Consider the following 22,771-nt stretch of genomic DNA (forward strand, 5'->3'; position numbering starts at 1 on the left):
CGGGGCGGGCTGTCACAGCCACAATATCGTAACAACATGTTACGAATCGCCAGGCCAGGGAGGGCTGCCGATGATTCTCGCCATCGTTCTTTTCGTTGGGTTCGCCTGTCTGGGCCTGTTCGTGGCTGGCGTGTGCCTGGGACGCTGGATGCGTTCGCCTTCGCCTCCGCAGGCGGATCTGCAGGCGGCGGACGACGCCAGCCTGTTTCTCGGCTGGGACGGGCTGGCTCCCGAGGAGCGCAAGCGGCGCCTGGCGCTGTATCGGGAGCGGGTGCTGGTGCGCAGCGCCGAGCAGGACCGGGCCTGGCTGAAGCAGTGCCTGGAGGGCGGGAGTGAGGCGCCCCGCACTACCCGGGATTTTTAGAGCATTTTCATGAAATACCGGATCACTGCTGCAACTGTAGGTCGGGTTAGCCCGTAGGGCGTAACCCGGCGCGACAGGCAATGCCGGGCAGGCTGTCGGGCTAGTGCAGTTTCAACCAACATCCTGTTCAAGTGGCGGGAGCTGTTCACAACCGTAATAGGTGCAGACTCGCTCCATCACCTCAGCGCTGGTCAGCGGGCGTTCGGGTTCATGGATCGCCCGCTTGCCATGCACCCAGCGGGGCTCGATCCGGTTCAGCCAGGGGCTCTTGCTCGGCAGGCGGCAGGTTACGATCCGTACGCCACCCTCGGCCCTGGCCCGGCGGTTGTGCGCCCCGATCCAGGCCCGCACCCGGTGGCTGATATGCCAGCTGGCGTTGTCCCAGATCATCAGCAGCGCCTTCTTCCCCTCGCTCGCCAGGCGCTCGCAGACCCACTCCAGGAAGTCCTCGGTCACCTGGCTGACCGGGCGGCCCTTGACGAAGCGCAGCAGCATCTGCCCCGTGTCGGCGCGCAGCAGGCCATAGCAGCTCAGCGCCTTGGGTTCGGCATCCTGCGGATCCACCGACAACTGCTGCAGGCGCAAAGCCGGACCCGCGCTCCAGGCCTTCAGGAACGGGCGCGCGAAACGACTCCACCAGACCTCGTCCTGAAAACCCAGCACCCAGTCCGGGTGCGTTGTGGCCAGTTCGATCAGCCAGTCGCGTCGCTTTTTTTGCGCGCATAGTGCGGATCCGGACTGGTGATCCAGGTCTTGGCCCGCTTCCAGCCCACGCCCAGGCGCATCAGGGCCTGGCGGATCGACTCGTGGCTCAGCTGCCGTTCGGTCAGCCCCTGCTCGAAGGCCACTTCGGCGGCCAGGCTCAAGGTCCACAAGCGGGTGGGCTTGCCGAAATCGCGGGGGCTGCGATGCAGCAAGGCGCGCAAGCGCTCGGCCTGCGTGCCCGCAAGCAAGGGACGGACACGTTTGGGCCGATGCGACTTCTCCGTCAGGCAAGACACCCCCTCGGCGGCAAAGGCCCGCAGGGTGTTGCGTACGGTTTGCGTGGCGCAGCCGAACAGAGCGGCAATTTCCGTGGCGGTCTTGCCGTCAGCGCTGGCCAGCAGGATCTGGCAGCGCCGCAGCGTGAAGGCTTCCCGGGCACGCAAGCCAACCTGCAGGGCCTGCCGTTCCTCGGTAGTCAAAGGGCGAACGAATAGAGGTGCTTTCATGGGGCATAGCATCGCCTGATGCCATAATTTCCACAACTTCATCTATGAAACTGCACTAGGGTCTGTTGACGTTTTGGCGTGAGCCGCGTTGCCGCGTCAAATGCCGCCAGGCAAGGCGCGGGTCGCCGGCAATGGTCATTCCCTTGCCAAGACCCGCAACGCCGCATGGCGGCATTTGCCGCGCAACCCGCAGGGACGGGGTCCGTTTGGCGCAGCACGGCGTCGCTCGTCGTTCATTTGGAATGACCAAACTTCTCTCCTCGTTCCTTGTTCTGCGCCAAACGGGCCGCCGTCGCGGCCTACACCAAAACGTCAACAGACCCTAACCCGACCTACGGAGCGGCCATCGGCGCTGCCGCTCCTGTACCGTTCGTCCGGCCACACCAAACCATCGTCGCGTTCTGCCGGTCCATTCAGGTGTCACTTACTGAAATTAAGGAGACGACAGATGGGCAGTACTTCCGACAAGATCAAGGGCACCGCCAACGAGGCCGCCGGCAAGATCAAGAAGGGGATCGGCGGAGCCACCGACAACCGGACCCTGGAGGGTGAGGGGCGCGCTCAGGAGTCCCGCGGCAAGGCCCAGAAGGCCAAGGGCGAGGTGAAGGACGCGGTCAAGCGCGGTATCGATAAGGCCTGAGCCTCGGGCGGCGAAACCGACCGCAACCATCCCCTGCAACGGCGCCCCGACGCCGCCCAGCCTGCCAATGCCCGCTTTCGCGGGCATTGCCTTGTCTGGGGGCTCCGTATCCCTCAGCCCTCGATGACGAAGCGCAGCAGATCATGGTTGAAGCGTTCCACCTCGATCTGCGCCAGGCCGTGCGAGCCGCCCGGGTAGACGAGCAGGGTGGCGTTCGGCACCAGCTGCACGGCGCGCCGGGCCGAGGCGTCGATCGGCACGATCTGGTCGTCGTCGCCGTGCACGATCAGGGTCGGCACGTCGAACTTCTTCAGGTCCTCACTGAAGTCGGTTTCGGAGAACTGCGCGATGCAGTCGTAGGCCGGCTTGATGCCGGCGCTCATGCCCTGCAGCCAGAAGGCGTCGCGCAGGCCCTCGGAGACCTGCGCCCCGGGCCGGTTGAAGCCGTAGAAGGTGGTCGGTAGGTCCTTGAAGAACTGCGCGCGGTTCTCCAGCACGCCCTGGCGGATGCCGTCGAACACCTCCTTCGGCAGGCCGCCGGGATTGTTCGGGGTCTTCAGCATCAAGGGCGGCACCGCGCCCAGCAGCACCACCTTGGCCACCCGCGCCGTGCCGTGCCGGCCGATGTAGCGGGCCACCTCGCCGCCGCCGGTGGAGTGGCCGACCAGCACGGCATCCTGCACGTCGAGCACGTCCAGCAGCTGCGCTAGGTCGTCGGCGTACTGGTCCATGTGGTTGCCGTCCCAGGTCTGTTGCGAACGGCCATGGCCGCGGCGGTCGTGGGCGATCACCCGGTAGCCGCGCTGGCCGAGAAACAGCATCTGGGCGTCCCAGGCGTCGGCGCAGAGCGGCCAGCCGTGGGAGAAGACGATCGGCTGGCCCGATCCCCAGTCCTTGTAGAAGAGGGTGGTGCCGTCTTGGAGCGTCAGGATGGACATGCCGGGTTTCCTCGTGTGGGATGCGGCGTCCGCAGGCGTGGCGCCGCAGGGGTTCCCGATTACGACCCTGCCGCTGGGCGATAGTGCTGGCCGCCCGGCGGCCGAGGACCGCTCATCACTGCAGCAGGAGTCATCGCCGCCTTTCGCCAGTCGATACAGAAAAGCTGCTGCCCGCGCAGCGGGTCGGGACAGGCGGAGACAGGCATGGCGCGTAGCGGAAAGATCCTCGTCGGGGTGCTGGGCGGTCTGGCGGTGCTGATCGTCGCCCTGGTCGTGCTCGTCGCGACCTTCGACTGGAACCGGCTCAAGCCGCGGATCAACGCGCAGGTTTCCGAGGCCCTGGACCGTCCCTTCGCCATCGAGGGCGAGCTGGCGGTGCGCTGGCGGCGCCCGGCGGAGGAGTCCGGCTGGCGCGCCTGGGTGCCCTGGCCGCAGATCAGCGCCGAGGCGTTGCGCCTGGGCAATCCGGACTGGGCCAGGGGCGAGCGCTTCGTCAGCCTCGAGCGGGTCGAGCTGGAACTGGCACCGCTGGCCCTGCTCGGCAAGACCGTGCGCATCCCGCAGATCAGGCTGACCGGCGCGGACGCCAGTCTCGAGCGGCTGGCCGACGGCCGCGCCAACTGGACCTTCGACCAGGGCGACAAGGCCAGGGACGAGGCGCCGTCGCCCTGGACCTTCGACATCGGCACCGTCCAGTTCGACCGGGCACGCATACGGCTGGACGACCAGGTGCTCAAGGCCGATCTGCAGGCGGACGTCGCGCCCCTCGGCGCGCCGATCCCCTTCGAGCAGGTGGTCGGCAAGGCGCAGGCCGAGCGTGCCATCCGCGAGGGCGCCCGGCCCCAGGACTACGCCTTCGCCTGGACGGCGCAGGGGCGCTACCGCGGCCAGCCGCTGGCCGGCGAGGGCAAGGTCGGCGGGCTGCTGGCCCTGCAGGACACTCGGCTGCCGTTTCCCGTGCAGGTCGACCTGCGCGCCGGGAAAACCCGCCTGCGCGCCGAGGGCGTGCTGGTCGCGCCGCGCCAGCTCAGCGCGCTGGACCTGCGCCTGCGCCTGTCCGGCGACAGCCTGGCCAACCTGCATTCCTTGATCGGCGTGACCCTGCCGGACACCGCCGCCTATTCCACCCGCGGGCGGCTGACCGCCGACCTGCGCGACCCGGAGGGCGCCGAGTACCGCTATCGGGAGTTCAGCGGCAAGATCGGCGACAGCGACATCCACGGCGACCTGACCTACGTGGCGCGCCAGCCACGGCCCAAGCTGTCCGGCGCGCTGACCTCCAACCAGCTGCTGTTCCGCGACCTCGGCCCGCTGATCGGCGCCGACACCGAGGCCGAGCGCGAGAAATCCAGACAGCCGCCGAACAAGGCCCTGCCGGTGGAGGAGTTCCGCACCGAGCGCTGGCGCGACATGGACGCCGACGTGCGCTTCGAGGGCAAGCGCATCGTCCGGCGCAAGCAGCTGCCGATCACCGACCTGTCCACTCATGTGCAGCTGGAGAACGGCAGGCTGCGTCTCGACCCGCTGCGCCTGGGCGTCGCCGGCGGACGCCTGGACACCACGGTGTCCCTTGACGGCCGGCAGACGCCGCTGGACGGCCGGGTGCGGATGAGCATCCGCGGCCTCGAACTCAAGCGCCTGTTCCCCACCGTCGAGACCATGCGCGACAGCCTCGGCGAGCTGAACGGCGACGCCCGTCTGCGCGGCACCGGCAACTCGGTGGCCGCCCTGCTCGGCTCGGCCGACGGCGAACTGAAGCTGCTGATCAACGACGGCACCATCAGCCGCGCGCTGATGGAGCTCGCCGGGCTGAACGTCGGCAGCTACGTCGTCGAGCGCCTGTTCGGAGACGAGGAGGTCCCGATCAACTGCGCGGCGGCGGACATCGGCTTCAAGAACGGCCTGGCGACTCCGCGGCTGTTCGTCTTCGACACGGAAAACGCGGTGGTCACCATCGACGGCTCGGTCAACTTCAAGAGCGAGGCGCTGGACATCGACATCGTGCCCAAGTCCAAGGGCGTGCGGATCATCTCGCTGCGCTCGCCGCTCTACGTGCGCGGCACCTTCAAGAACCCCGATCCGGGGGTGCATGCCGAAGGCCTGATCGCGCGCGGCGCCGGCATGGTGGCGCTCGGCAGCGTCGTCGCCCCGGTGGCCGGCCTGCTCGCGCTCATCGCGCCCAGCGCCGAACAGCCGAACCGCTGCAGACCCATGCTGGAGCAGATAAGGACCAGCCGGGCCGACTGATGCCCACCCCTTTCAAGGTCTTCGGCCGGCTGCTGCAACGTGCCCACGCAGGAGCGTGGGCAACGATCATCCTCGTCGCTTGATGGCTCCCACGCTCCTGCGTGGGAGCCTAGGGCCGGGCGCTCCGGCGCCTCAGGCGCCCCTGCGGCGCGCCCACGCGGAAGCGCGGGCACGATCAAATGCCCGAGCAGATGAGGATCAGCCAGGCCGACTGATGTCCGCTCCTCAACAGGCCGCCGCTTGCGGCAGGCGGTCGGCCAGCCCGCCGGGGTGGAACAGCCGGCCGCTGGCGCGCAGGGCGTGGGCCGGCGTGCTGCGGCTCGACAGCAGCCGGGCCAGCGGCGCCAGGCCTTCGACGGCGGCGGAATTGCCGGCGCGGTCGAGGGCTTCGGCGGCGGCGTAGAGGGCGGCGCGCGCGCCGTTGCGGATCTCCGCATCGTCGAAGGCGTGCAGCGCGGCGCGGCGGTACAGCGCCACGTCCGGGGTTTCGCTGCGCCCGCGCAGGTTGTTCGCCAGGCAGATGCCGGTCAGCAGGTGGCAGCAGGCGGCGAGCAGTTCCACCGAGGGCATGGCGTCGAAGGCCTTGAACTCGATGCGCCCGGCTTCCCGCGCCAGCCGCGCCGGGCGCAGCAGCGGCGAGCGCCCGGCCTGCTCGGCGTATTCCTCGAGGCCGAGGAACAGCTTGACCGCCGGGCGCTGGTCGCAGCGCAGCCAGGTGCGCCGCGACCAGCCGTGCCAGGGCCGCCCGGCGCAGTACGGCGAGCTGAAGCTGAAGGGCACGATGTAGGGTGCGTAGTGGTTGAGCTTGCGCGCGGCATCGAGGTTGCGCTTGGTGCTCCAGTCGGGCAGCGAGAGGTTGAGATCCGGGCCGTAGGTCAGCATCGACAGCTCCATGCCCTGGTACTCGCGGTCGCCGGCGCGCAGGCGCTGCTCGAAGGCATTGAGCGGCGGGGTGTAGCCGTACTGGGTGCGCAGCGGATCGAAGCCGGCGATGGCCAGGCCCAGGCCGTCGCGGCCGAGGCGCGCGGCGAGCTGGCGCTCGATGTCGAGCAGGCAGTCGATGGCGGCCGCGACGCCGGGCCGCGGCGGGGTGCGGATCTCCACGCCCTTGGCGACGAAGCCGCAGAAGCGCCCGTCCGGGTCGAAGCGCTCGTCGCCCTCCAGATACCAGTAGCCGCGGCGGATGCCCAGGTCGCCCTCGGCCAGCGTCGGGTCGCCGAGGCCGGGCCGGTCGGCGAGCAGGTCGGCGAGCCGGGGCACATCCAGGGCGTGGATGTCGCGCAGGCGGCCGGCCTGCGGGCCGCGGGTGTCGGCCAGCAGGTACTCGAATTCGATGCCGTAGTGCACGGCCGGCATCGGGCTAGATCCAGCGGAGGACGTCGTGGGGGTCTGGCACAGCCTCATGGGTTGTCTCCTCGGCGCGTTGCGGTGTTCCCAGATAGAGGAAGCCGACGATCTGTTCGTCCTCGCCCAGCCCCAGTTCGCGGTGGAAGCCGCGGTCGTACATCAGCCAGCCGGAGCGCCACAGACCGCCGTAGCCGAGGGCGCGGGCGGCCAGCTGCAGGGTCAGCACGCTGCAGGCGGCGCACAGCTGCTGGTCGAACAGCGGCACCAGCGTGCTCGGCCGCGGGCTGGCCACCACGGTGATCACCAGCGGGGCGCGGTGCGGCATGCGCGGGGTGCGGGCGATCTCCGCCTCGCTCCGCCCGGCGGCCACGGCGGCGCGCTGCATGGCCTGGCCCAGGCGGTCCAGGCCGTCGTCGCGGGCGGCGAGGAAGCGGTACGGGCGCAGGTGTTGAAAGTCTGGCACGCGCAGCGCGGCGCGCAGGATCAGCGCCAGCTCCGCGTCGTCCGGCCCGGGCGCGCGCACGCTGTGGCAGGAGCGGCGGTTGAGCAGCAGGCCCAGGGCGGAGTCCGCCGCGGGGATCGGGGTCATTCCGCCCATGGCAGTTCCTCCTCGATGCGCAGGCCGGCGCGCAGCCGCTCGCGGATGCCCATCAGGGCGGCGTCGAGCCGCTCGATGCGCTGCAGGTTGCGCCGTTCGGCCGGGCTGGTGTCGAGCACTTCGGCGATGCCGCCGTTGCGGATCACCAGCCGCCGCGCGCCGCGCAGGGCGAGCAGCGGGTCGTGGGTGGAAATCAGCACGATCTTCGCCCCGCCGACCAAGAGGTCGAGGGCGCGCTTGCGGTCGACCCCGGCGTTCTCGATCTCGTCGATCAGCACCACCGGCGAGGCCGACAAGAGCGCCGCGTCGGCGATCATCAGCGCCCGCGTCTGGCCGCCGGAGAGCTGGGTGACCGAGGTGTCGGCGGCGAACTTCTCGCCGGTCAGGGCGTTGGCGCAGGCGATCACCGTGCGCGCCATGCCCTCCGGGTCGGCGACCATCCGGCAGCGGGCGTGCATCTCGACGAGTTCGCGCGCGCTGAGGTCGACGACGAAATTCATGTTCTGCGACAGCTGCGCGACCAGCTTGCGGTCCGGCGCGTAGCGGCGCTCCACCGGCGGCTCGGCGCCGTTGACCAGCACCCGGCGGCCGGTCGGCGTGTCGCCCTGGGCCAGGCACTCGATGTCGGCGAGCAGGCGGCTCTTGCCCGAGCCGGTCGGGCCGACGATGCAGACGATCTCGCCGGCGTGAAAGACCAGCTCCAGGTCTTCGGCGCGGCCGCTCTTGTCGCGCCCGCCGAGCAGGGTGAGGCTGTCGACCCGCTCGCCCGGCGCCTCGGCCAGGGCGCGCACCTCGGCGACCAGCCGTTCGAGGTGATCGAGCAACTGCCCGCGCTGCATGCCGGCGTCGAACAGCGCCTCGTCGGGCAGTCCGGCCAGCCACTGGGCGACGCTGGCGCCGGGCGCGGCGGGCGGCAGGGCGAGGGCGGCGACGAACTCGGCGACCGCCGGGTGACGCTCCGGCAGCAGGGCGAAGGGCAGCTCGGCGAGGCTCATCGGGACTCCTCCCGGTCGGCGAAGCGCATCTTCTTCACGTTGCCACGCTGGTGGGTCTCGCCGATGGCGGTTTCGCCGACGCAGTAGGGACAGACCGCCGCCGGCATCGAGAAGCGCAGGCGGCTGCCGTCCAGGCTCGGTGTCGGCGCGGCGGCGCGGATGTGCCGGGCGAGGTCGGCGGCGCCCTGGCCGGTGAGGCCGTTGCAGAACAGCGCCGGCGCGCCGGGGTTGGCCAGGCGCACGTGGAAGGCGAACACCTCGCGCTCGACCTGGGAGACGATGTCGCCCTTGGTGATCGCCACCAGGTCGGCCAGGCGCAGCATCGGGCCGATCTTCTTCGGCGTGTGCACCCCGGCCAGGGCGTCGACCACGCAGATCGCCAGCACGCCGTCGATGTGCGGCGAGCAGCGGTTGCACAGCCCGGCGCTCTCGCTGAGCAGCACGTCGAGCCCCTGGCGCTGGCCCCAGGCCAGGCAGTCCTCGATGTTGGAGACGAAGTAGTGGTCGGGGCAGAGGGCGCCGGCCAGGCCGACCGCCACCGGGATCTCGTGCTGGGCATAAAGGCGCCCGTCGTCGCTGGACAGGGCGTCGAACTTGGCCACGCCGACGGCGAGGCCGTCCTGTTTCAGCAGTCTGGCGACCTGGAGGATGACCGAGGTCTTGCCGACCGACGGCGAGCCGGCCACGGTGATCAGTTGCATAGGCGCAGGCCCCCCTGGGCGGCGAAGAACAGCTCGGCGGCGCGGCGCTGTTCGGCGGCAAAATCATGGGTGTGGAAGAACGCCCAGCCCGGCCACTTGAGCCGCGCCCCCGGCGGAAAGGCCCGGGCGTGCGCGGCGCCGGTCGGCGGATAGCAGTTGCGGGCGAGCACGGCGCCGAGCTGCGCGCCGTGCAGGTAGTCGACCAGCGGGGCGAGGCGTGCCTCGCAGCCGGGCCTCAACAGGTAGCCGATCGGCATGGCCAGCGCGCCGTCCTCCGGCCAGACCACGGAGGTACGCTCGCGGCGCGGGCAGAGTTCGGCCTGCAGCCAGGGCAGCACGGCGATGGCGCCGACGTCCGGGCTGTTCGAGCCGGCCTGGGTCGCGGTGCGCACGTTGTGCTGCAGGTGGCGGACGTTGCCGGCGAAGGCGGCGAGCCCGCTCTGGCCGAACTCCAGGTACAGCGCCAGCAAGAGGTAGGCGTTGTAGTCCTGGTAGGCCATCTGCGGATTCGGCCGCCAGCCGCCGAAGACGATCTCCCCGGCCCATTGCGGATCGAGCAGGTCGCTCCACACCCGCGGCGGCCGGCGGCCCTTGAGCCGGCGCCGGTCGATCAGCCAGACGAAGGGGATCACCGAGAACACCCGGAAGGCGCCCAGCGGATCGGCCAGACCGGCCGCCGCGCAGGCCGGATGCAGTTCGGGCAGCGGGCGGGCAGCGCGGCCGGGGGCGTAGTGGGCGAGCAGATCGGGCGCCAGGATGTCCTGGTAGACGGTCGATACCAGCAGGCCCGGCAGGCGCGCCGGGTCGCGCTCGCTGGCCAGGCTGTCGAACGGGCTGTACCACTCGCCGCCGCCCAGGCAGCAGCAGTTCAGGGCCGGGCCTCCGGCCGCGCGCTGCGCCGCCAGGGTCTGGTCGAGGCCGGCCTTGAAGGCCCGGCGCAGCGGAATCGGCATGCGCCCGAGCAGGTCCAGAGCGCCGAGGGCGCCGGGCGCCGGTAGCGCGGGGTGGCCGGCGTCGGCGCTGGTGTGCTGTGGTGTCGTCACGCTGACCTCCTCGCTCCGGCGGGTCGTCTGGTCCGTAGGTGCTCCGGCCGGTGGAAAATCGCGATGCGAGTTTTCCATCCTATGGACTGGCTTTAGCGAGATTCGGGCCAGCCGGCGCGGTTGCGGCCGAGGCCGCGCCGGGCCGGGGTTGCGGGCGTTCCGGCAGGGGAACGGCGAGGGATGAGGTGTTCGCCGCCGAACATTCCGCCGCGGCAGACGTACCGGGGCGAACCCTCGATGCGTTGCTGTCGGCGTTCGCGGCCCGGCCGGCGGCGGCTGCGGGCTTCTGGCACGCCGCTGGCATCGTCCCCGGCGTATCCATTCGCCACGAGGAACACGCCATGAAGTCACGCGGCATCGTCAATGCCACCCGCCGCCTGATCGGCGCGCGCAAGCTGGGCAGCGTCACCCTGCTCGGCAAGGCCGAGGAGGAGGCCCGCCACGCGCTGACCCAGGCGCGCGCCTGGATCGGTCGGGCCAATCCCATCGACGAGGAGGCGCAGCAGAACTTCCAGACCATCGTCGAGGCGACCGAGGATCTGGAGCGCGTGCTGCTGGAGGGGGCTGCCCCGGCCTGAGGGCAGCTTCGTAGGGCAATGAAATTTTGATGGCTCCCACGCTCCTGCGTGGGAGCCCAGGGCCGGGCGCACCTGCAACGTGCCCACGCAGGAGCGTGGGCACGATCAATCGCCATCTGGCGGGTTTCACCCGCCCTACGCCCCGGAAGGACTTACTGCTGCTTGGTCAGATCGACCAGCGGCTCTTCGCGCACCTCGGTCGGCCGGCCGGCCTGGACCTCGTTGACCCGCTGCACGGCCTGGTCCACCGCCGCCTTGTCGGCGAGCAGGGCGAAGCCGACCCGAAACTGGCGCTGCTCCTTCGGGCCGATGGTCGGCACCAGGCCGAGCGGGCGCTGGAAGCGGCGGTTGTAGGAGAAGCTGGTGCCGGGCTCGAGGCCGGTGACGTAGCCCTGTTTCTCGGTGTCGGTGTTCTTCCACAGCGAGAACACCGGCAGCTGCTGCACGTTGTAGTCGACCCGCACGCCGCGGTCGCCGGCCTGGTTGTGCAGCACGGCCAGGGTGTCGCCCCTGGCGTCGCCGTAGGGCACCAGGTTGTAGACGGTCTCGTCGTAGTCCTGGGTCGGGCCGCGGTAGGTCTGCCAGTTGGCGAGGTCGCCGCGGGCCTTGGCGTTGAACGGCGAGACCTGCTTGACCGGGGCGACGAAGCGCGCGCCCTGGCCCAGCAGCGGGGTGCCGAAGTTATTGTGGTAGAGCGCCTGGTATTCCTTGGGATAGTCGCCGTTGTTGGTCAGGGTGTCGTCGATGACGAAGCCCGTGGCGCCCGGCGTGGTGCTCAGTTCGGTGGCGACGCTGAAGTCGACCTTCTTGAACGCCTGCTCCTTCAGCTCGCCCCTGAGGCGGATGGCGTACGGCGGCTGCTCGTCGATGCTCAGCACCACCCGGGTGGCCGGAATGTTCGCCGCCCGGCCGTGCAGGGTGAGCAGCTCGCCGTTGTCCATGCCAGGGTGGCCGACCCACTCGTAGCCGCAGCGGGTGACCAGCTCGTTGAAGCCCTCGAGCCAGCCGAGGCCGCCGCGGCCGTTCTGCTCGATGAACGCCGGGTTGACCACATCCTTGACCGGCGAGTCCCAGCCCATGCGGACGTCGCCGGCCACTGCGCGCAGCACGTTCATGCCGCGGGTCGGCACCACGGTGATGGTCATGGCGCCGGTATCGATGTCGATCAGGCTGACGCCCTCCTGGAGGCCGCCGTGCAGGGTGCGCAGGCTGACCGAGAACGGCTTGTCGGTCTTGATGCCCAGCTGCTGGCTGTCGATCTTCCAGTTCTGCGCCGGCTTGTCGGTATCGAGCAGGACATAGTCCCGGGCCAGGGCAGAGGTGGTGCCGACGATAGCGGCGAGGCCGATGAGGCAGGAAAGCTTGTTCATGATGACCCTTCTTTTCTTGTTGTGGGGCAGCCGCGAAGCTGCCCCGGATTGCGATTACGTCCGTTTCAGCCAGACCGCAGTATTACCCGGCAGCTTGCCCGCCTCCGACAGCGCTTCGCTGGACAGCAGCACCTGGCTGCCTTCCGGCAGCGCTGCGGCCTGTGTTCCCATGTTGATCAGCACGCGCAGGTCGCCATTGTCGAAGGCCAGCACGTCCTTGCCAGCGTCGACCCACTGCAGCTTGCCGTCGCCCAGCTTGTGGTCATGGCGCAGCTCCAGGATCCTGCGGTACAGGTTCAGTGTGGAATCGGCGGCGCCTTCCTGGCGGTCCACGGCATAGCGTGCATAGGAGGCCGGCTGCGGCAGCCAGGTCTTGTCGCCCGGGCCGAAGCCGAAGGACGGGGCGTCCGCCTTCCAGGGCAGCGGCACGCGGCAGCCGTCGCGGCCGACTTCCTCGCCCTTGGTGCGCAGGAACATCGGGTCCTGGCGGTACTGGCCTTCCATGGTGGTGTGCTCGGGCAGGCCCAGCTCCTCGCCCTGGTAGATGTAGGTCGAGCCGGGCAGGGCCAGGGTCAGCATGGCCAGGGCGCGGGCCCGGCGCAGGCCGAGCGCCTCGTCCGGCTGCGCGGTGGCGGGACCGATGCCGTTGCCGGGCAGGGCATGCTTGCCCAGCTCCTTCAGGCCGTAGCGCGAAGGGGCGCGCACGGTGTCGTGGTTGGAGGTCACCCAGGTGGTCGGCGCGCCCACCGTGGCGGTCAGGGCCATCGAGCTGTCGATGACTTCCTTGAAGGCGCCCGCATCCCACTTGGTCATCAGGTAGTCGAAATTGAACGCCTGCTGCATCTCGTCGGGGCGGATGTAGTGGGTCAGCCGCTCGCGCGGGGTGACCCAGGCCTCGGCCACCATGATGCGCTTGCCGGGGTATTCCGCGAGGACCTTGTTCCAGGAGCGGTAGATGTCGTGCACGCCGTCCTGATCCCACATTGGGCCGACCAGCGCGCCGGCGTTCTCCCGGCCTTCCTCGATCGGCAGATCGGCCAAGCCCTTCTCCTTGATCAGGCCGTGCGCCACGTCGACGCGGAAGCCGTCCACGCCGCGGTCCAGCCAGAAGCGCAGCACCTTCTCGAACTCGGCGCGCACCTGCGGGTTGTCCCAGTTCAGGTCGGGCTGCTTGCTGTCGAACAGGTGCAGGTACCACTGCTTTTCGCCCGGCACCCGGTCCCAGGCGGCCTTGCCGAACACGCTCGGCCAGTTGTTCGGCGGCAGCTCGCCGTTCTCGCCCCGGCCGTCGCGGAAGATGTAGCGGGCGCGCTCGGGGCTGCCGGGCGGCGACTTCAGCGCGGCCTGGAACCAGGCGTGCTCGTCGGAGGTGTGGTTGGGCACCAGGTCGACGATCACCTTCATGCCGCGGGCGTGGGCCTCCTTCAGCAGGCGCTCGAACTCCTCGGTGCTGCCGAACATCGGATCGACCACCCGGTAGTCGGCCACATCGTAGCCGGCGTCGGCCTGGGGCGACTTGTAGAAGGGCGACAGCCACAGCGCGTCCACGCCCAGCCTGTCCAGGTAGGGCAGCCGCGAGATGACGCCCGACATGTCGCCAATGCCGTTGCCATCGCCATCGGCGAAGGAGCGCGGATAGATCTGGTAGATCACCGAGTTGCGGGCCCAGTTCTCGTCGCTCTGGACGGTCGTGGCATCGGCGGCGTAGGCGCTGCCATAGAGGGAGGACAGGGACAAGGCGACAGCAGTCGCAAGAGTGGTGGCTAGGAACTTTCGACGAAACATACAAGCTTCCTGTTCTTGGGATTGTTGGTAGGCAGGGCGAGTTTCTTGGCGTAGTGCGTGCTGTCTTCAGGGCCGCCGGCATCGGGGCCGGATGTCGCCCGAACGAGGCGGCCGGACATGGCGAATGAAAGCGCCGGAAGGCGCGTCGCCGCCTTCGCCGGCATGAGGGCGAAGAGGATTCGGGGAGCGAGGGGCAGGGGGATCGCCTGCGCGGGCGGGCGGCTGGATTACTGCAACCATGGGACACCTTGTTCCGGGGCAACGCTGTCTTGGTGGGCCGCAGGCCCGGGCGCGTCGCCCCCCGTCTTGTTGTTCTTGTCGTCTGCCGGGGCGGGCCCGAAACGGGCGGGCCGCTCTGTCCCGGCAAGGGTCCCCTGTCGGGGTATCGCTACCTTAGTAGGGGGTTTTTCGTTTGACAAGACATTCATCGTTTTAAGGTTTTTCGCCGTATTTGCGCTTAGGTAAAACGATTCATCAAGATAAAAGCAGATATTGGCACGTTCAGGCCGGCAGCCGTGCGGATCGCGCCGCTCGGCCTCCGGGACCGCCTGCCAAAAAAGCCTGGCGAAGGCCGTCCCGTGCTGCCGGGGCACGCGACAGTACGCCTCGCGCCGGGCGACTGCCGTGCTGGCTACGCTGTAGACGAAAGCCGGCCCCTGCCGGTACGGGGGAAACATGGGCAGCTCCAACGACATGGATTCGTCCGCCGGTGGTCTCGGCAGCGTTTTTTCGCGCTGGCTGAACCTCCGCCGCGCATTGCGCCCGCCGCAGGGCGAGCGCCCGGCGGAACCCGGCGAGCCCTGGTGGAGCTGGACGCCGGCGCAGGCCTTCGCCGCCCTGGACAGCCGCCCCGAGGGTCTCTCCGGCGCCGCCGCAGCCACCCGTCAAGGCGCCGGCAGGACGCCGGAGCAGGGCCGCTCCCGCGGCCTGCCGCGGATCTTCCTCGAACAGCTGCGCAGCCCGCTGGTGCTGATCCTGATCTTCGCCAGCGTGGTCTCGCTGGTGGTCCACGACTGGCTGGACGCGGGTATCGTGCTGGCCATCGTGCTGGTCGGCGCGCTGCTCGGCACCGTCCAGGAATACCGCGCCTCCAGCGCCCTGGAGCAGCTGCGCCGGCGCGTGGCGATCACCGCCCGGGTGCGCCGCGACGGCGTGCCGGTCGAGATCCCGGCCGCCGAGGTGGTGCCGGGCGACGTGATCGAGCTGTCCGCGGGCAGCCTGATCCCCGCCGACGGCCTACTGCTGGAAGCCCGCGACTGCTTTGCCAGCCAGAGTCTTTTGACCGGCGAGACCTTCCCGGTGGAGAAGCAGCCGGGGCTGGCCGAGCCCCAGGCCAGCCTCGCCGAGCGGGGCAACTGCCTGTTCATGGGCAGCTCGCTGCGCAGCGGCACGGCGACCCTGCTGGCGGTGCGCACCGGCGCCGACAGCGAATACGGGCAGATCGCCCGCAGCCTGTCGCTGCGCCCGCCGGAAACCGAGTTCGAGCGCGGCCTGCGCCACTTCGGCGCGCTGCTGCTCAAGGTCATGCTGCTGATGGTGGTCGGCGTGCTGGCGGCGAACATCCTGCTCGGGCGGCCCACCGTGGACACCCTGCTGTTCGCCATCGCCCTGGCGGTCGGCCTGTCCCCCGAGCTGCTGCCGGCGATCCTCGGCATCACCCTGGCCCAGGGCGCGCAGCGCATGGCCCGGCGCGGGGTGATCGTGCGCCAGCTGAACGCCATCGAGAACCTCGGCGCCATGGACGTGCTGTGCACCGACAAGACCGGCACCCTGACCCGCGGGGTGGTGCAGCTCGACGGCGCGCTGGCCCCCGATGGCCAGCCCTCGGCGCGCTGCCTGCTGCTCGCCTGCCTCAACGCCAGCCTGCAGACCGGGCTGGCCAACGCCCTGGATGCCGCGCTGGTCGCCAAAGCGCAGGAGCAGGGCCTGGATCTCGGCACCTTTCGCAAGCTCGACGAGATTCCCTACGACTTCGTGCGCAAGCGCCTTGCGCTGGTCGTCGAGGACGCGGACGGGGAGGCGCTGATGATCGTCAAGGGCGCGCTGGACAAGGTGCTGGAGCGCTGCACGCGGATCGGCGAGGGCGAGGCAGCGGCGCCGCTGGACGAGGCGGCGCTGGCCGACATCCGCGAGCGCTACGCCCAGTGGAGCGCCCGGGGCTACCGGGTGCTCGGCCTGGCCAGCCGGCCGGTGGCGCGCCAGGCGCGCTACGCCGAGGCGGACGAGCGCGAACTGGCCTTCGCCGGCTTCCTGCTGTTCTTCGACCCGCCCGAGCCCGGCGTGCGCGACACCCTGCAGGCCCTCGGCCGGCTCGGCGTGGCGGTGAAGATCATCAGCGGCGACAACTGCCTGGTGACCCGGCATGTCGCCGAGGCGGTCGGCATTCCGGCCGAGCGGGTAATCACCGGTGGCGAGCTGCTGCAGATGAAGGACGAGGCGCTGCTCAACCTGGCGCCGCAGGTGGCGCTGTTCGCCGAGGTCGACCCCAACCAGAAGGAGCGGATCATCCTCGCCCTGCAGAAGACCGGCCACGTGGTCGGCTTTCTCGGCGACGGCATCAACGACGCGCCGGCGCTGCACGCGGCGGACGTCGGCGTCTCGGTCGACCAGGCGGTGGACGTGGCCAGGGAGGCGGCCGACTTCGTCCTCCTGCGCCACGACCTGGACCTGCTGCGCCAGGGCATCGACGAGGGCCGCCACACCTTCGCCAACACCCTCAAGTACATCTTCATCACCACCAGCGCCAACTTCGGCAACATGATCAGCATGGCCCTGGCCTCGCTGTTTTTGCCCTTCCTGCCGCTGCTCGCCAAGCAGATCCTGCTCAACAACTTCCTCTCCGACATCCCGGCCATGGGCATCGCCGGCGACAACGTCGACCGCGAATGGGAACGCACCCCGCACCACTGGGACCTCCGCGAGGTGCGCAACTTCATGGTGGTGTTCGGCCTGGTCAGCTCGGCCTTCGACCTGCTGACCTTCGGCGTGCTGTTCCACTTCGTCGGCGAGCGGCCCGAACTGTTTCGCAGTGGCTGGTTCGTCGAGTCGCTGCTCACCGAACTGGCGATCATCTTCGTGGTGCGCACCTACAAACCCTTCTACCGCAGCCGCCCCGGCCGCCTGCTGCTCTCGAGCACCCTGGCGGTGATGCTGCTCACCGTGCTCCTGCCCTACACCCCGGCCGGCACCTGGTTCGACCTCGTCCCCCTGCCGCCCGCGCTGCTGGCGACCATCGTGCTGATCACCCTGCTCTACGCGGCGGCGTCGGAGGCGGTGAAGCGGCGGTTCTATGCGGCGGCACGGAGGCCGAGGAGTGCGGCAAGGAGGTATCGGGGGGAGCCAGGATAGGGGAGCTTGTGGGCAGTATCTGCCGGCTACAGGCGAAAATGACGGTTTGTCCCTGAGTGTCTTCCGAAACGGCGCGGGTTGCACCCGCCCTACAGGGCTAATCGGTCTTGTGGGAGGAAATGATTTTCCTGTCTACATGACAGCTAAGGCGGAATCGGAAGCGAAAGAGTTAGCAGAAAAGAACATTCAGGAACGGACACACAAGGAAATAGAAACTGGTTGGACTTATGACATGAGCATGCAGGAGCGTAAGTTGATAAAAGTTTCTCTGTATCGCGACAGAAATTGCACCTTGATAGGAAGGAAATCAAAATGAAATCCCAGCTGCACCAAAGAGGATCTACATATGATTAGGGTATATTGCGATACAGGGGCCTACAGGCCCGAGCTTAAACAAATGCACCAGGCTGGTCAGATTGAGCTTGTCCAATTCCACTATGAAAACCGCAATAAACATATAAAGACATCTGCTCCACCATCGAATCCGACATGGGATGAAGCGAACTATTCTTGGGACGAGCTTCACGATACTAGGGAAACCCTGAAGAAGACTTTCTGAATCTGGTGAAATACGCCGATCCCGTTGCCCGAGTTTCCCGATGAAGCAGATGACCTTTGCCGATGCCGAGTACGCCGGCAAGCGCAAGCAGACCCGTAAGGAGTTGTTCCTGATCGAGATGGATCAGGTGGTGCCGTGGTCTGGGCTGATCGCCCTGATCGAGCCGCATTACCCGAAGGGTGAAGGCGGTCGTCCGGCGTATCCGCTGATGGCGATGCTGCGCGTGCATCTGATGCAGAACTGGTTCGGTTACAGCGATCCTGCGATGGAGGAGGCGCTGTACGAGACCACTCTCCTGCGCCAGTTTGCCGGATTGAGCCTGGAGCGTATCCCTGACGAAACCACCATCCTCAACTTCCGTCGTCTGCTGGAGAAGCATGAGCTGGCGGCTGGGATTCTGGCGGTGATCAATGGCTACCTGGGTGACCGGGGCCTGTCGCTGCGCCAGGGCACCATCGTCGATGCCACGCTGATCCATGCGCCGAGCTCGACCAAGAACCAGGACGGCAAGCGCGACCCCGAGATGCACCAGACGAAGAAGGGCAACCAGTACTACTTCGGCGCGAAAGCGCACATCGGTGCCGACGATGAATCGGGCCTGGTGCACAGCGTGGTGGTCACGGCGGCCAATGTGGCAGATGTCACCCAAGTCGACCAACTGCTGCATGGCGAGGAAAACGTGGTCTGTGCCGATGCCGGTTATACCGGGGTCGAAAAGCGCCCCGAGCATGAAGGTCGTCAGGTCATCTGGCAGGTCGCGGCTCGGCGCAGTACCTACAAGAAACATGGCAAGCGCAGCGTGCTCTACCAGCAGATCCGCAAGATCGAGAGAGCCAAGGCGCAGGTACGAGCGAAGGTCGAGCATCCGTTCCGGGTGATCAAGCGCCAGTTCGGTTACGTGAAGGTACGCTTCCGGGGCCTGGCCAAGAACACCGCGCAGTTGGTGACGCTTTTCGCGCTGTCGAACCTGTGGATGGCGCGCCGACATTTACTGGCGAATGCAGGAGAGGTGCGCCTGTAATGCGGGAAACGGTCGCTGCGACGTGCTCGCGGTGGCTAAAAAACGCAGAAACGAGCGGGTGATCCGATCGTTTTTGATCGATTCTCCGCTTTCAAAGTCGGCGGGGGCTGAAGTCAGCCAGAAATACATGACTACTTCAGACCATCCCTAGCTGGAATGACATTGGCAGGCAGTCTGAAAAGATAGAGGAAATCCGATCTCTCATCGGAGCACAGAATAAGCGAGATATTAAACATCTGGACTCTGCATATTTGGCAGGGTGCAAAGCGTTTATCACAAGCGACAAAGGCGATATCAGCTCGAAATCTGAACAAATATTTACCCTACTAGGTATACAAATTTTTCATTTCAAAGAAAATTGGATGGAATTTCAAGGTTTTTGCACTAATGACAGCTAAGGATGTATATGGACGCCTCCCGGAATTCAAGAGGTACAGAAGAAAAGGGGACGGATTTATTGTCAACCTCAACCCACCTCTGAGAGAGGCTTGTACCTCCCCACCAATTCGGCGGGGAGTAACTTTAATCTCGCGTATAGAAAACCTTCCCAATCCGCCCGATATGCTCAACCAACGCCAGATTATCAATCTGCGAATACAGCGATAGATCGATCTTCCAAGGCAGCAGCAGGTCGTCCAGTGCCAGTTCGATGTTCAGCAGATCCGATGGCTCAGGTCGCCCTTGAGGGTCAGGTCGATATCCGAGCCGGGGCGGAAGTTGCCCTTGGCGCGGGAGCCGTAGAGCACCGCCTGTTCGACGCTCGGAAAGCGGCCGAACACCTGGCGGATGGATTCGACGACCTGCGGGGGGAAGGCCGATTTCCTCGGGCGTCATGCGTTCGGTTCCGCCCGGTTGGAAAGCACGCGCTCCAGCGCCTTGAGCAACGGGTGATGCTGCTGCCGGATGTTGAGCAGGATCGCTTCGGCGGTTTCTTCGTTGTAGGTGTGCGAGGTGCGGTTGCGGTCGGTCAGCATCTGCATCCAGCCCTGTCCGTCGGCGATCAGGCCGGCGCTGAATGCCATTGCGGATGGTGTCGCGCGGATCGACGATTCCTTCGATGCCCTGCCAGATGAGGAAATCTTTCAGCGTGTTCCAGCTCAGCTCGTAGCTGCATTCGAATACATGAAATGCTCCCTGCCTTTCCAGTTTCGACAGGGGCCGCCGGCTCATCAGCTCCATGGCTTCGTCGAGTTGCAGCAGGGCCTTGCCGAAGCTGTGCAGCCGCCGTTGCCAGTGAGTATCGGGAGCGTTCATTTCCAGCCCTTGCAAGGTCTTGCCGTTTTCCATTCGGGATGCCCACAGAATAAGGGCTTCGGTAGGAGCGAATTCATTCGCGATGCTTCTGCCATTGCCGCCAGTCGCAGATAAATCTGCTCCTACAGCCCTGCTGGCAAGCAGCCAACCGCCTCGATCACCCGCCTCACCGCCTCTTCCTCATCCGCCCCCGTCACATCCACCTGCAGATCGCAGCGCGCCCGGAGTTCCGCGATGACCACGCCGCGGAACGCGGGGTCCAGGCTCTGGAGGTCGGCGACGCTCATTTCCCCGCGGGCGCCCAGGCGGCGGACGCGTTCGTCTTCGTCCAGGGTGAGCAGTACCGACACGTCCGGGCGCGGCAGGGCGGGGAGCAGGGCGTCGAAGTCGGCGTCGACGCCGCGGGCCCGGGCGTAGGCGATGGTGGAGGCCAGGAAGCGGTCCATCACCACGGTCCGGCCGGCGTTCGCCGCGGCCCGCGCCTTGGCGCCCTCGGCGGCGGCGATGGCGAGGTAGAACAGGGCGTGGGCGATCCTGGCATCGCCCAGCACGCTGTGGATCTGCTCGCGCAGCGGCTTTATCGCCGGGCCAGGCATGCTCATGGCGATCCCGCCGAGCGCGGCGGCCAGGTTGCGGACCAGGGTCGTCTTGCCGACGCCGTCCAGGGATTCGATGACGATGAAGCGGGCCATGGGGACTCCTGTCGGTGGTTCCTTCTTCCATCAGCATAAGCGCTCGGGCGCGGGCGGGACTGGCCCATCGAGAACATGGATGTGCTCACGAGAGACGAAAAAAACGCCGACCGGCAGGGAGTCCGGTCGGCGCAAAGCTGCAGTCGCAGGGGAGGGTGTTGCTCAGAGGGGGGTGATGCCGTGCTCGGCGTAGATCTCGTCCTGGGCCTGGCGGAATTCGTTCATGGTGAACTCGAAGCCGTGCTCCTTGAGCAGCGCCCAGCTCGCCTGTTCGTCTTCCGCGCCGTCGTTGACCAGGTTCTTGAACGCTTCGTCGCTGCGCATGCGGTTGATGTAGGCCTTGGCGGATTCGACACTCATCGGAAATGCCTCCTTAAGCGGTGGTGTGGTCGAGGAAACGGCGGCGGATCTGCGCGCCGAGCAGGTTGACGAGGCTGACCAGCGCCAGCAGGACGGCGATCAGGGCCAGGGCCTCGCGGTATTCGAAGAGGTGGAAGGCGGTGACGATCTCCAGCCCCAGGCCGCCGGCGCCGATCGCGCCCAGGGTGGTGGCGGCGCGGATGTTGTGTTCCCAGCGGTAGAGGGCGACGTCGACCAGCCGCGGCAGCACCTGCGGCAGCACGCCGAAGCGCAGCACGCCGAGCACCGGGACGCCCTGGCTGCGCAGCGCGTCCACCGGGGCGCGGTCGACGTGCTCGAAGATCTCGGCGAAGAACTTGCCGAGCATGCCGGTGGAGTGGGTGGCCAGCGCCAGCACCCCGGGCAGCGGGCCGAAGCCCACCGCGGCGACGAACAGGATGCCCCACACCAGGCTGGGGATCGAGCGGATGGCGTTGAGCAGCAGCAGGACCGACTGGCGCAGCGGCGCGGGCGCCTGGCCGCTGGCCGCCAGGGCGCCGAGCGGCAGGGCGACGAGGATGCCGCCGACGGTGCCGGCGACGCTCATGGTCAGGGTGTCGAGCAGCGGCTTGCTCCAGTGTTCCCAGCGCTCGAACGCCGGCGGCCAGGCGTCGCCGGCCAGCGTCCAGAGGGTCGGCAGCAGCTCGCGGTAGCGCTCGGCATCGAGTGCGCCGGTGTACTGGGTGGCCAGCAGCACCACGCCGGCTCCGAGCAGCAGCGCGAGGCGCGACATCCAGGCGCGCTGCGCCGTCGCCTTCAGCAAGGCCTGACGCCGGGCGAGGGCGGTGCTCACGGCTTCACCGTCACGGCTTCGGGATGCTCGCGCTCGACCACCGAGATCCACTCGCGGACCCGGTCGACGTCGGCATCGACGCTGGGAATGAAGGCCTCGGCGCGGAACACGCCGAGCGCCGCCGGGTCGCTGGTGCTGACGAAGGCCTTGCGGATCTTCTCCTTCAGCTCCGGCGCCAGGCCCTCGCGGAAGGTCCACTGGTATTCGGGGATCGCCGGCGAGTCGGCGAGCACGCGCACCTTCGCGGCATCGAGCTTGCCTTCCCTGATCAGGCGTTCGTAGATCGGTTTGGACAGGCCGCCGGCGGCGACCTTCTTGCTGGCGACGGCCAGCGCGACCGCATCGTGGGCGCCGAGCACGCGCAGGCTGTAGTCGCGTCCGGAGACCAGCCCGGCGTCGGCCAGCATCCAGCGCGGCACCCAGGTGCCCGAGGTGGAGGCCGGATCGCCGAAGGCGACGTCCTGGCCGCGCAGGTCCTGGACGCTGCGCGCCGGGCTGTCGGCCGGGACGATCAGCACCGCCTGGAAGGTCGGGCCGACCTGGGCGTGGGTCGGGCGGGCGAAGGGTTCGAGGTGCGCGCGCTTGCTCTGCAGGATGTAGGTCACCGGACCCAGGTAGGCGATGTCGATGCGCCCGAAGCGCAGCGCCTCGCCGGTCGCCGCGTAGTTGGCGCCGACGGTCAGTTCGACGGGCATGCCGAGGGTCTTTTCCAGGTGCGCGCGCAGCGGCTCGTTGAGGCGCATCACGGTGGGCGCGGACTCGCCGGGCAGCAGGCCGATGGTCAGCTTCTTCGGCAGGGCCGCATCGTCGGCGTGGGCGGCGAGGGCGGCCGGCAGGAGCAGCGCGGCGAACAGCGGGCGCAGGCGCTTGAGCAGTCGGGTCATGGAG

Annotated in this window: 21 protein-coding genes and 1 pseudogene; 7 read left to right on the forward strand and 15 right to left on the reverse strand. The window is 68.1% G+C overall.

From position 1 onward, the window contains the following. Positions 1-70: 70 nt before the first annotated feature. Positions 71-364, forward strand: a complete 294-nt coding sequence (locus tag ACG10_RS01125; protein WP_169531212.1) for a hypothetical protein — start codon at positions 71-73, stop codon at positions 362-364. Positions 365-475: 111 nt separating this feature from the next. Here ACG10_RS01125 and ACG10_RS01130 read toward each other — a convergent pair whose 3' ends face one another. Both ACG10_RS01130 and ACG10_RS01135 read right to left on the reverse strand, forming a co-directional pair. After that, positions 476-1,027 carry a transposase gene (locus ACG10_RS01130; RefSeq protein WP_089166796.1) on the reverse strand — a complete coding sequence of 184 codons (552 nt, stop codon included), beginning with the start codon at positions 1,025-1,027 and terminating at the stop codon, positions 476-478. Between the two features lie 29 nt (positions 1,028-1,056). Next, positions 1,057-1,575 (reverse strand): helix-turn-helix domain-containing protein, encoded by a 519-nt coding sequence (locus ACG10_RS01135; protein WP_089166797.1) that lies wholly within the window; start codon positions 1,573-1,575, stop codon positions 1,057-1,059. A 448-nt stretch (positions 1,576-2,023) separates the two neighbouring features. Here ACG10_RS01135 and ACG10_RS01140 point away from each other — a divergent pair, with 448 nt between their 5' ends. Next, positions 2,024-2,215: a CsbD family protein gene (locus ACG10_RS01140; protein WP_089166798.1), complete on the forward strand. Its 192-nt coding sequence runs from the start codon at positions 2,024-2,026 to the stop codon at positions 2,213-2,215. 113 nt (positions 2,216-2,328) lie between these two features. On the opposite strand, the gene ACG10_RS01145 is transcribed toward ACG10_RS01140, so the two are convergent. Then, entirely contained in the window at positions 2,329-3,153 is an 825-nt protein-coding gene (locus ACG10_RS01145; RefSeq protein ID WP_039801016.1) for an alpha/beta fold hydrolase, read from the reverse strand. A gap of 204 nt (positions 3,154-3,357) precedes the next feature. Between ACG10_RS01145 and ACG10_RS01150 the strand changes: the two genes are divergently transcribed. Beyond that, complete coding sequence (locus ACG10_RS01150) at positions 3,358-5,400, forward strand: AsmA family protein (protein ID WP_089166799.1); 2,043 nt, start codon at positions 3,358-3,360, stop codon at positions 5,398-5,400. Positions 5,401-5,625: 225 nt separating this feature from the next. On the opposite strand, the gene ACG10_RS01155 is transcribed toward ACG10_RS01150, so the two are convergent. From ACG10_RS01155 to ACG10_RS01175, 5 genes are read right to left on the reverse strand one after another with little or no spacing between them, the layout of a single operon-like run. After that, positions 5,626-6,756 (reverse strand): glutamate-cysteine ligase family protein, encoded by a 1,131-nt coding sequence (locus ACG10_RS01155; RefSeq protein WP_232487163.1) that lies wholly within the window; start codon positions 6,754-6,756, stop codon positions 5,626-5,628. A gap of 4 nt (positions 6,757-6,760) precedes the next feature. Then, the gene (locus ACG10_RS01160) at positions 6,761-7,345 is read right to left on the reverse strand and encodes a nitroreductase family protein (RefSeq protein ID WP_232487164.1); all 585 of its coding nucleotides are present in this window, start codon (positions 7,343-7,345) and stop codon (positions 6,761-6,763) included. Next, entirely contained in the window at positions 7,333-8,340 is a 1,008-nt protein-coding gene (locus ACG10_RS01165) for an ATP-binding cassette domain-containing protein (protein WP_089166801.1), read from the reverse strand. Before ACG10_RS01165 ends, ACG10_RS01160 begins: the two co-directional genes overlap by 13 nt. Beyond that, positions 8,337-9,041: a GTP-binding protein gene (locus ACG10_RS01170; protein ID WP_089166802.1), complete on the reverse strand. Its 705-nt coding sequence runs from the start codon at positions 9,039-9,041 to the stop codon at positions 8,337-8,339. Before ACG10_RS01170 ends, ACG10_RS01165 begins: the two co-directional genes overlap by 4 nt. Next, positions 9,032-10,084: an ABC transporter substrate-binding protein gene (locus ACG10_RS01175; RefSeq protein ID WP_089166803.1), complete on the reverse strand. Its 1,053-nt coding sequence runs from the start codon at positions 10,082-10,084 to the stop codon at positions 9,032-9,034. The genes ACG10_RS01170 and ACG10_RS01175 overlap by 10 nt, the downstream gene beginning before the upstream one ends. Before the next feature lie 341 nt (positions 10,085-10,425). Between ACG10_RS01175 and ACG10_RS01185 the strand changes: the two genes are divergently transcribed. Continuing rightward, positions 10,426-10,662, forward strand: coding sequence for a hypothetical protein (locus ACG10_RS01185; protein ID WP_089166804.1), 237 nt, complete (start codon positions 10,426-10,428; stop codon positions 10,660-10,662). Between the two features lie 152 nt (positions 10,663-10,814). Here the strand turns inward: ACG10_RS01185 and ACG10_RS01190 are convergent, their stop codons facing one another. Both ACG10_RS01190 and ACG10_RS01195 read right to left on the reverse strand, forming a co-directional pair. Next, the gene (locus tag ACG10_RS01190; RefSeq protein ID WP_089166805.1) at positions 10,815-12,032 is read right to left on the reverse strand and encodes an aldose 1-epimerase family protein; all 1,218 of its coding nucleotides are present in this window, start codon (positions 12,030-12,032) and stop codon (positions 10,815-10,817) included. A gap of 54 nt (positions 12,033-12,086) precedes the next feature. Next, entirely contained in the window at positions 12,087-13,769 is a 1,683-nt protein-coding gene (locus ACG10_RS01195; RefSeq protein WP_232487165.1) for a glycoside hydrolase family 13 protein, read from the reverse strand. 783 nt (positions 13,770-14,552) lie between these two features. Here ACG10_RS01195 and mgtA point away from each other — a divergent pair. From mgtA to ACG10_RS01210, 3 genes and pseudogenes are all read left to right on the forward strand, one after another. Then, positions 14,553-17,165: pseudogene (mgtA, locus tag ACG10_RS01205) on the forward strand (magnesium-translocating P-type ATPase); the annotation flags it as partial. A 46-nt stretch (positions 17,166-17,211) separates the two neighbouring features. Beyond that, complete coding sequence (locus ACG10_RS23475) at positions 17,212-17,481, forward strand: hypothetical protein (protein WP_157731339.1); 270 nt, start codon at positions 17,212-17,214, stop codon at positions 17,479-17,481. Positions 17,482-17,764: 283 nt separating this feature from the next. Next, a complete protein-coding gene (locus tag ACG10_RS01210; RefSeq protein WP_089166808.1) occupies positions 17,765-18,745 on the forward strand; it encodes an IS5 family transposase in 981 nt (326 codons plus the stop codon). 522 nt (positions 18,746-19,267) lie between these two features. Here the strand turns inward: ACG10_RS01210 and ACG10_RS24975 are convergent. From ACG10_RS24975 to phnD, 5 genes are all read right to left on the reverse strand, one after another. Continuing rightward, positions 19,268-20,032 (reverse strand): nucleotidyltransferase substrate binding protein, encoded by a 765-nt coding sequence (locus ACG10_RS24975; RefSeq protein WP_456297922.1) that lies wholly within the window; start codon positions 20,030-20,032, stop codon positions 19,268-19,270. Between the two features lie 89 nt (positions 20,033-20,121). Continuing rightward, positions 20,122-20,691 carry an AAA family ATPase gene (locus tag ACG10_RS01225; protein ID WP_089166809.1) on the reverse strand — a complete coding sequence of 190 codons (570 nt, stop codon included), beginning with the start codon at positions 20,689-20,691 and terminating at the stop codon, positions 20,122-20,124. A gap of 162 nt (positions 20,692-20,853) precedes the next feature. Further along, the gene (locus ACG10_RS01230) at positions 20,854-21,051 is read right to left on the reverse strand and encodes a Nif11-like leader peptide family natural product precursor (RefSeq protein ID WP_089166810.1); all 198 of its coding nucleotides are present in this window, start codon (positions 21,049-21,051) and stop codon (positions 20,854-20,856) included. Positions 21,052-21,064: 13 nt separating this feature from the next. Further along, on the reverse strand, positions 21,065-21,883 hold the full coding sequence (gene phnE / locus ACG10_RS01235) for a phosphonate ABC transporter, permease protein PhnE (protein ID WP_232487167.1): 819 nt from the start codon (positions 21,881-21,883) through the stop codon (positions 21,065-21,067). Then, on the reverse strand, positions 21,880-22,767 hold the full coding sequence (gene phnD, locus ACG10_RS01240; protein WP_089166811.1) for a phosphate/phosphite/phosphonate ABC transporter substrate-binding protein: 888 nt from the start codon (positions 22,765-22,767) through the stop codon (positions 21,880-21,882). Before phnD ends, phnE begins: the two co-directional genes overlap by 4 nt. Positions 22,768-22,771: the final 4 nt, after the last annotated feature.

Source organism: Azotobacter chroococcum (genome assembly GCF_002220155.1).
GTDB lineage: Bacteria > Pseudomonadota > Gammaproteobacteria > Pseudomonadales > Pseudomonadaceae > Azotobacter > Azotobacter chroococcum.

Excerpts from the sequence above, each read along its gene's own strand:
- ACG10_RS01125 (WP_169531212.1), top strand. The coding sequence starts at position 71 with ATGATTCTCGCCATCGTTCTTTTCGTTGGGTTCGCCTGTCTGGGCCTG.
- ACG10_RS01135 (WP_089166797.1), bottom strand. The coding sequence starts at position 1,575 with ATGAAAGCACCTCTATTCGTTCGCCCTTTGACTACCGAGGAACGGCAG.
- ACG10_RS01140 (WP_089166798.1), top strand. The coding sequence starts at position 2,024 with ATGGGCAGTACTTCCGACAAGATCAAGGGCACCGCCAACGAGGCCGCC.
- ACG10_RS01145 (WP_039801016.1), bottom strand. The coding sequence starts at position 3,153 with ATGTCCATCCTGACGCTCCAAGACGGCACCACCCTCTTCTACAAGGAC.
- ACG10_RS01150 (WP_089166799.1), top strand. The coding sequence starts at position 3,358 with ATGGCGCGTAGCGGAAAGATCCTCGTCGGGGTGCTGGGCGGTCTGGCG.
- ACG10_RS01155 (WP_232487163.1), bottom strand. The coding sequence starts at position 6,756 with ATGCCGGCCGTGCACTACGGCATCGAATTCGAGTACCTGCTGGCCGAC.
- ACG10_RS01160 (WP_232487164.1), bottom strand. The coding sequence starts at position 7,345 with ATGGGCGGAATGACCCCGATCCCCGCGGCGGACTCCGCCCTGGGCCTG.
- ACG10_RS01165 (WP_089166801.1), bottom strand. The coding sequence starts at position 8,340 with ATGAGCCTCGCCGAGCTGCCCTTCGCCCTGCTGCCGGAGCGTCACCCG.
- ACG10_RS01170 (WP_089166802.1), bottom strand. The coding sequence starts at position 9,041 with ATGCAACTGATCACCGTGGCCGGCTCGCCGTCGGTCGGCAAGACCTCG.
- ACG10_RS01185 (WP_089166804.1), top strand. The coding sequence starts at position 10,426 with ATGAAGTCACGCGGCATCGTCAATGCCACCCGCCGCCTGATCGGCGCG.
- ACG10_RS01190 (WP_089166805.1), bottom strand. The coding sequence starts at position 12,032 with ATGAACAAGCTTTCCTGCCTCATCGGCCTCGCCGCTATCGTCGGCACC.
- ACG10_RS01210 (WP_089166808.1), top strand. The coding sequence starts at position 17,765 with ATGAAGCAGATGACCTTTGCCGATGCCGAGTACGCCGGCAAGCGCAAG.
- ACG10_RS24975 (WP_456297922.1), bottom strand. The coding sequence starts at position 20,032 with ATGGAAAACGGCAAGACCTTGCAAGGGCTGGAAATGAACGCTCCCGAT.
- ACG10_RS01225 (WP_089166809.1), bottom strand. The coding sequence starts at position 20,691 with ATGGCCCGCTTCATCGTCATCGAATCCCTGGACGGCGTCGGCAAGACG.
- ACG10_RS01230 (WP_089166810.1), bottom strand. The coding sequence starts at position 21,051 with ATGAGTGTCGAATCCGCCAAGGCCTACATCAACCGCATGCGCAGCGAC.
- phnD (WP_089166811.1), bottom strand. The coding sequence starts at position 22,767 with ATGACCCGACTGCTCAAGCGCCTGCGCCCGCTGTTCGCCGCGCTGCTC.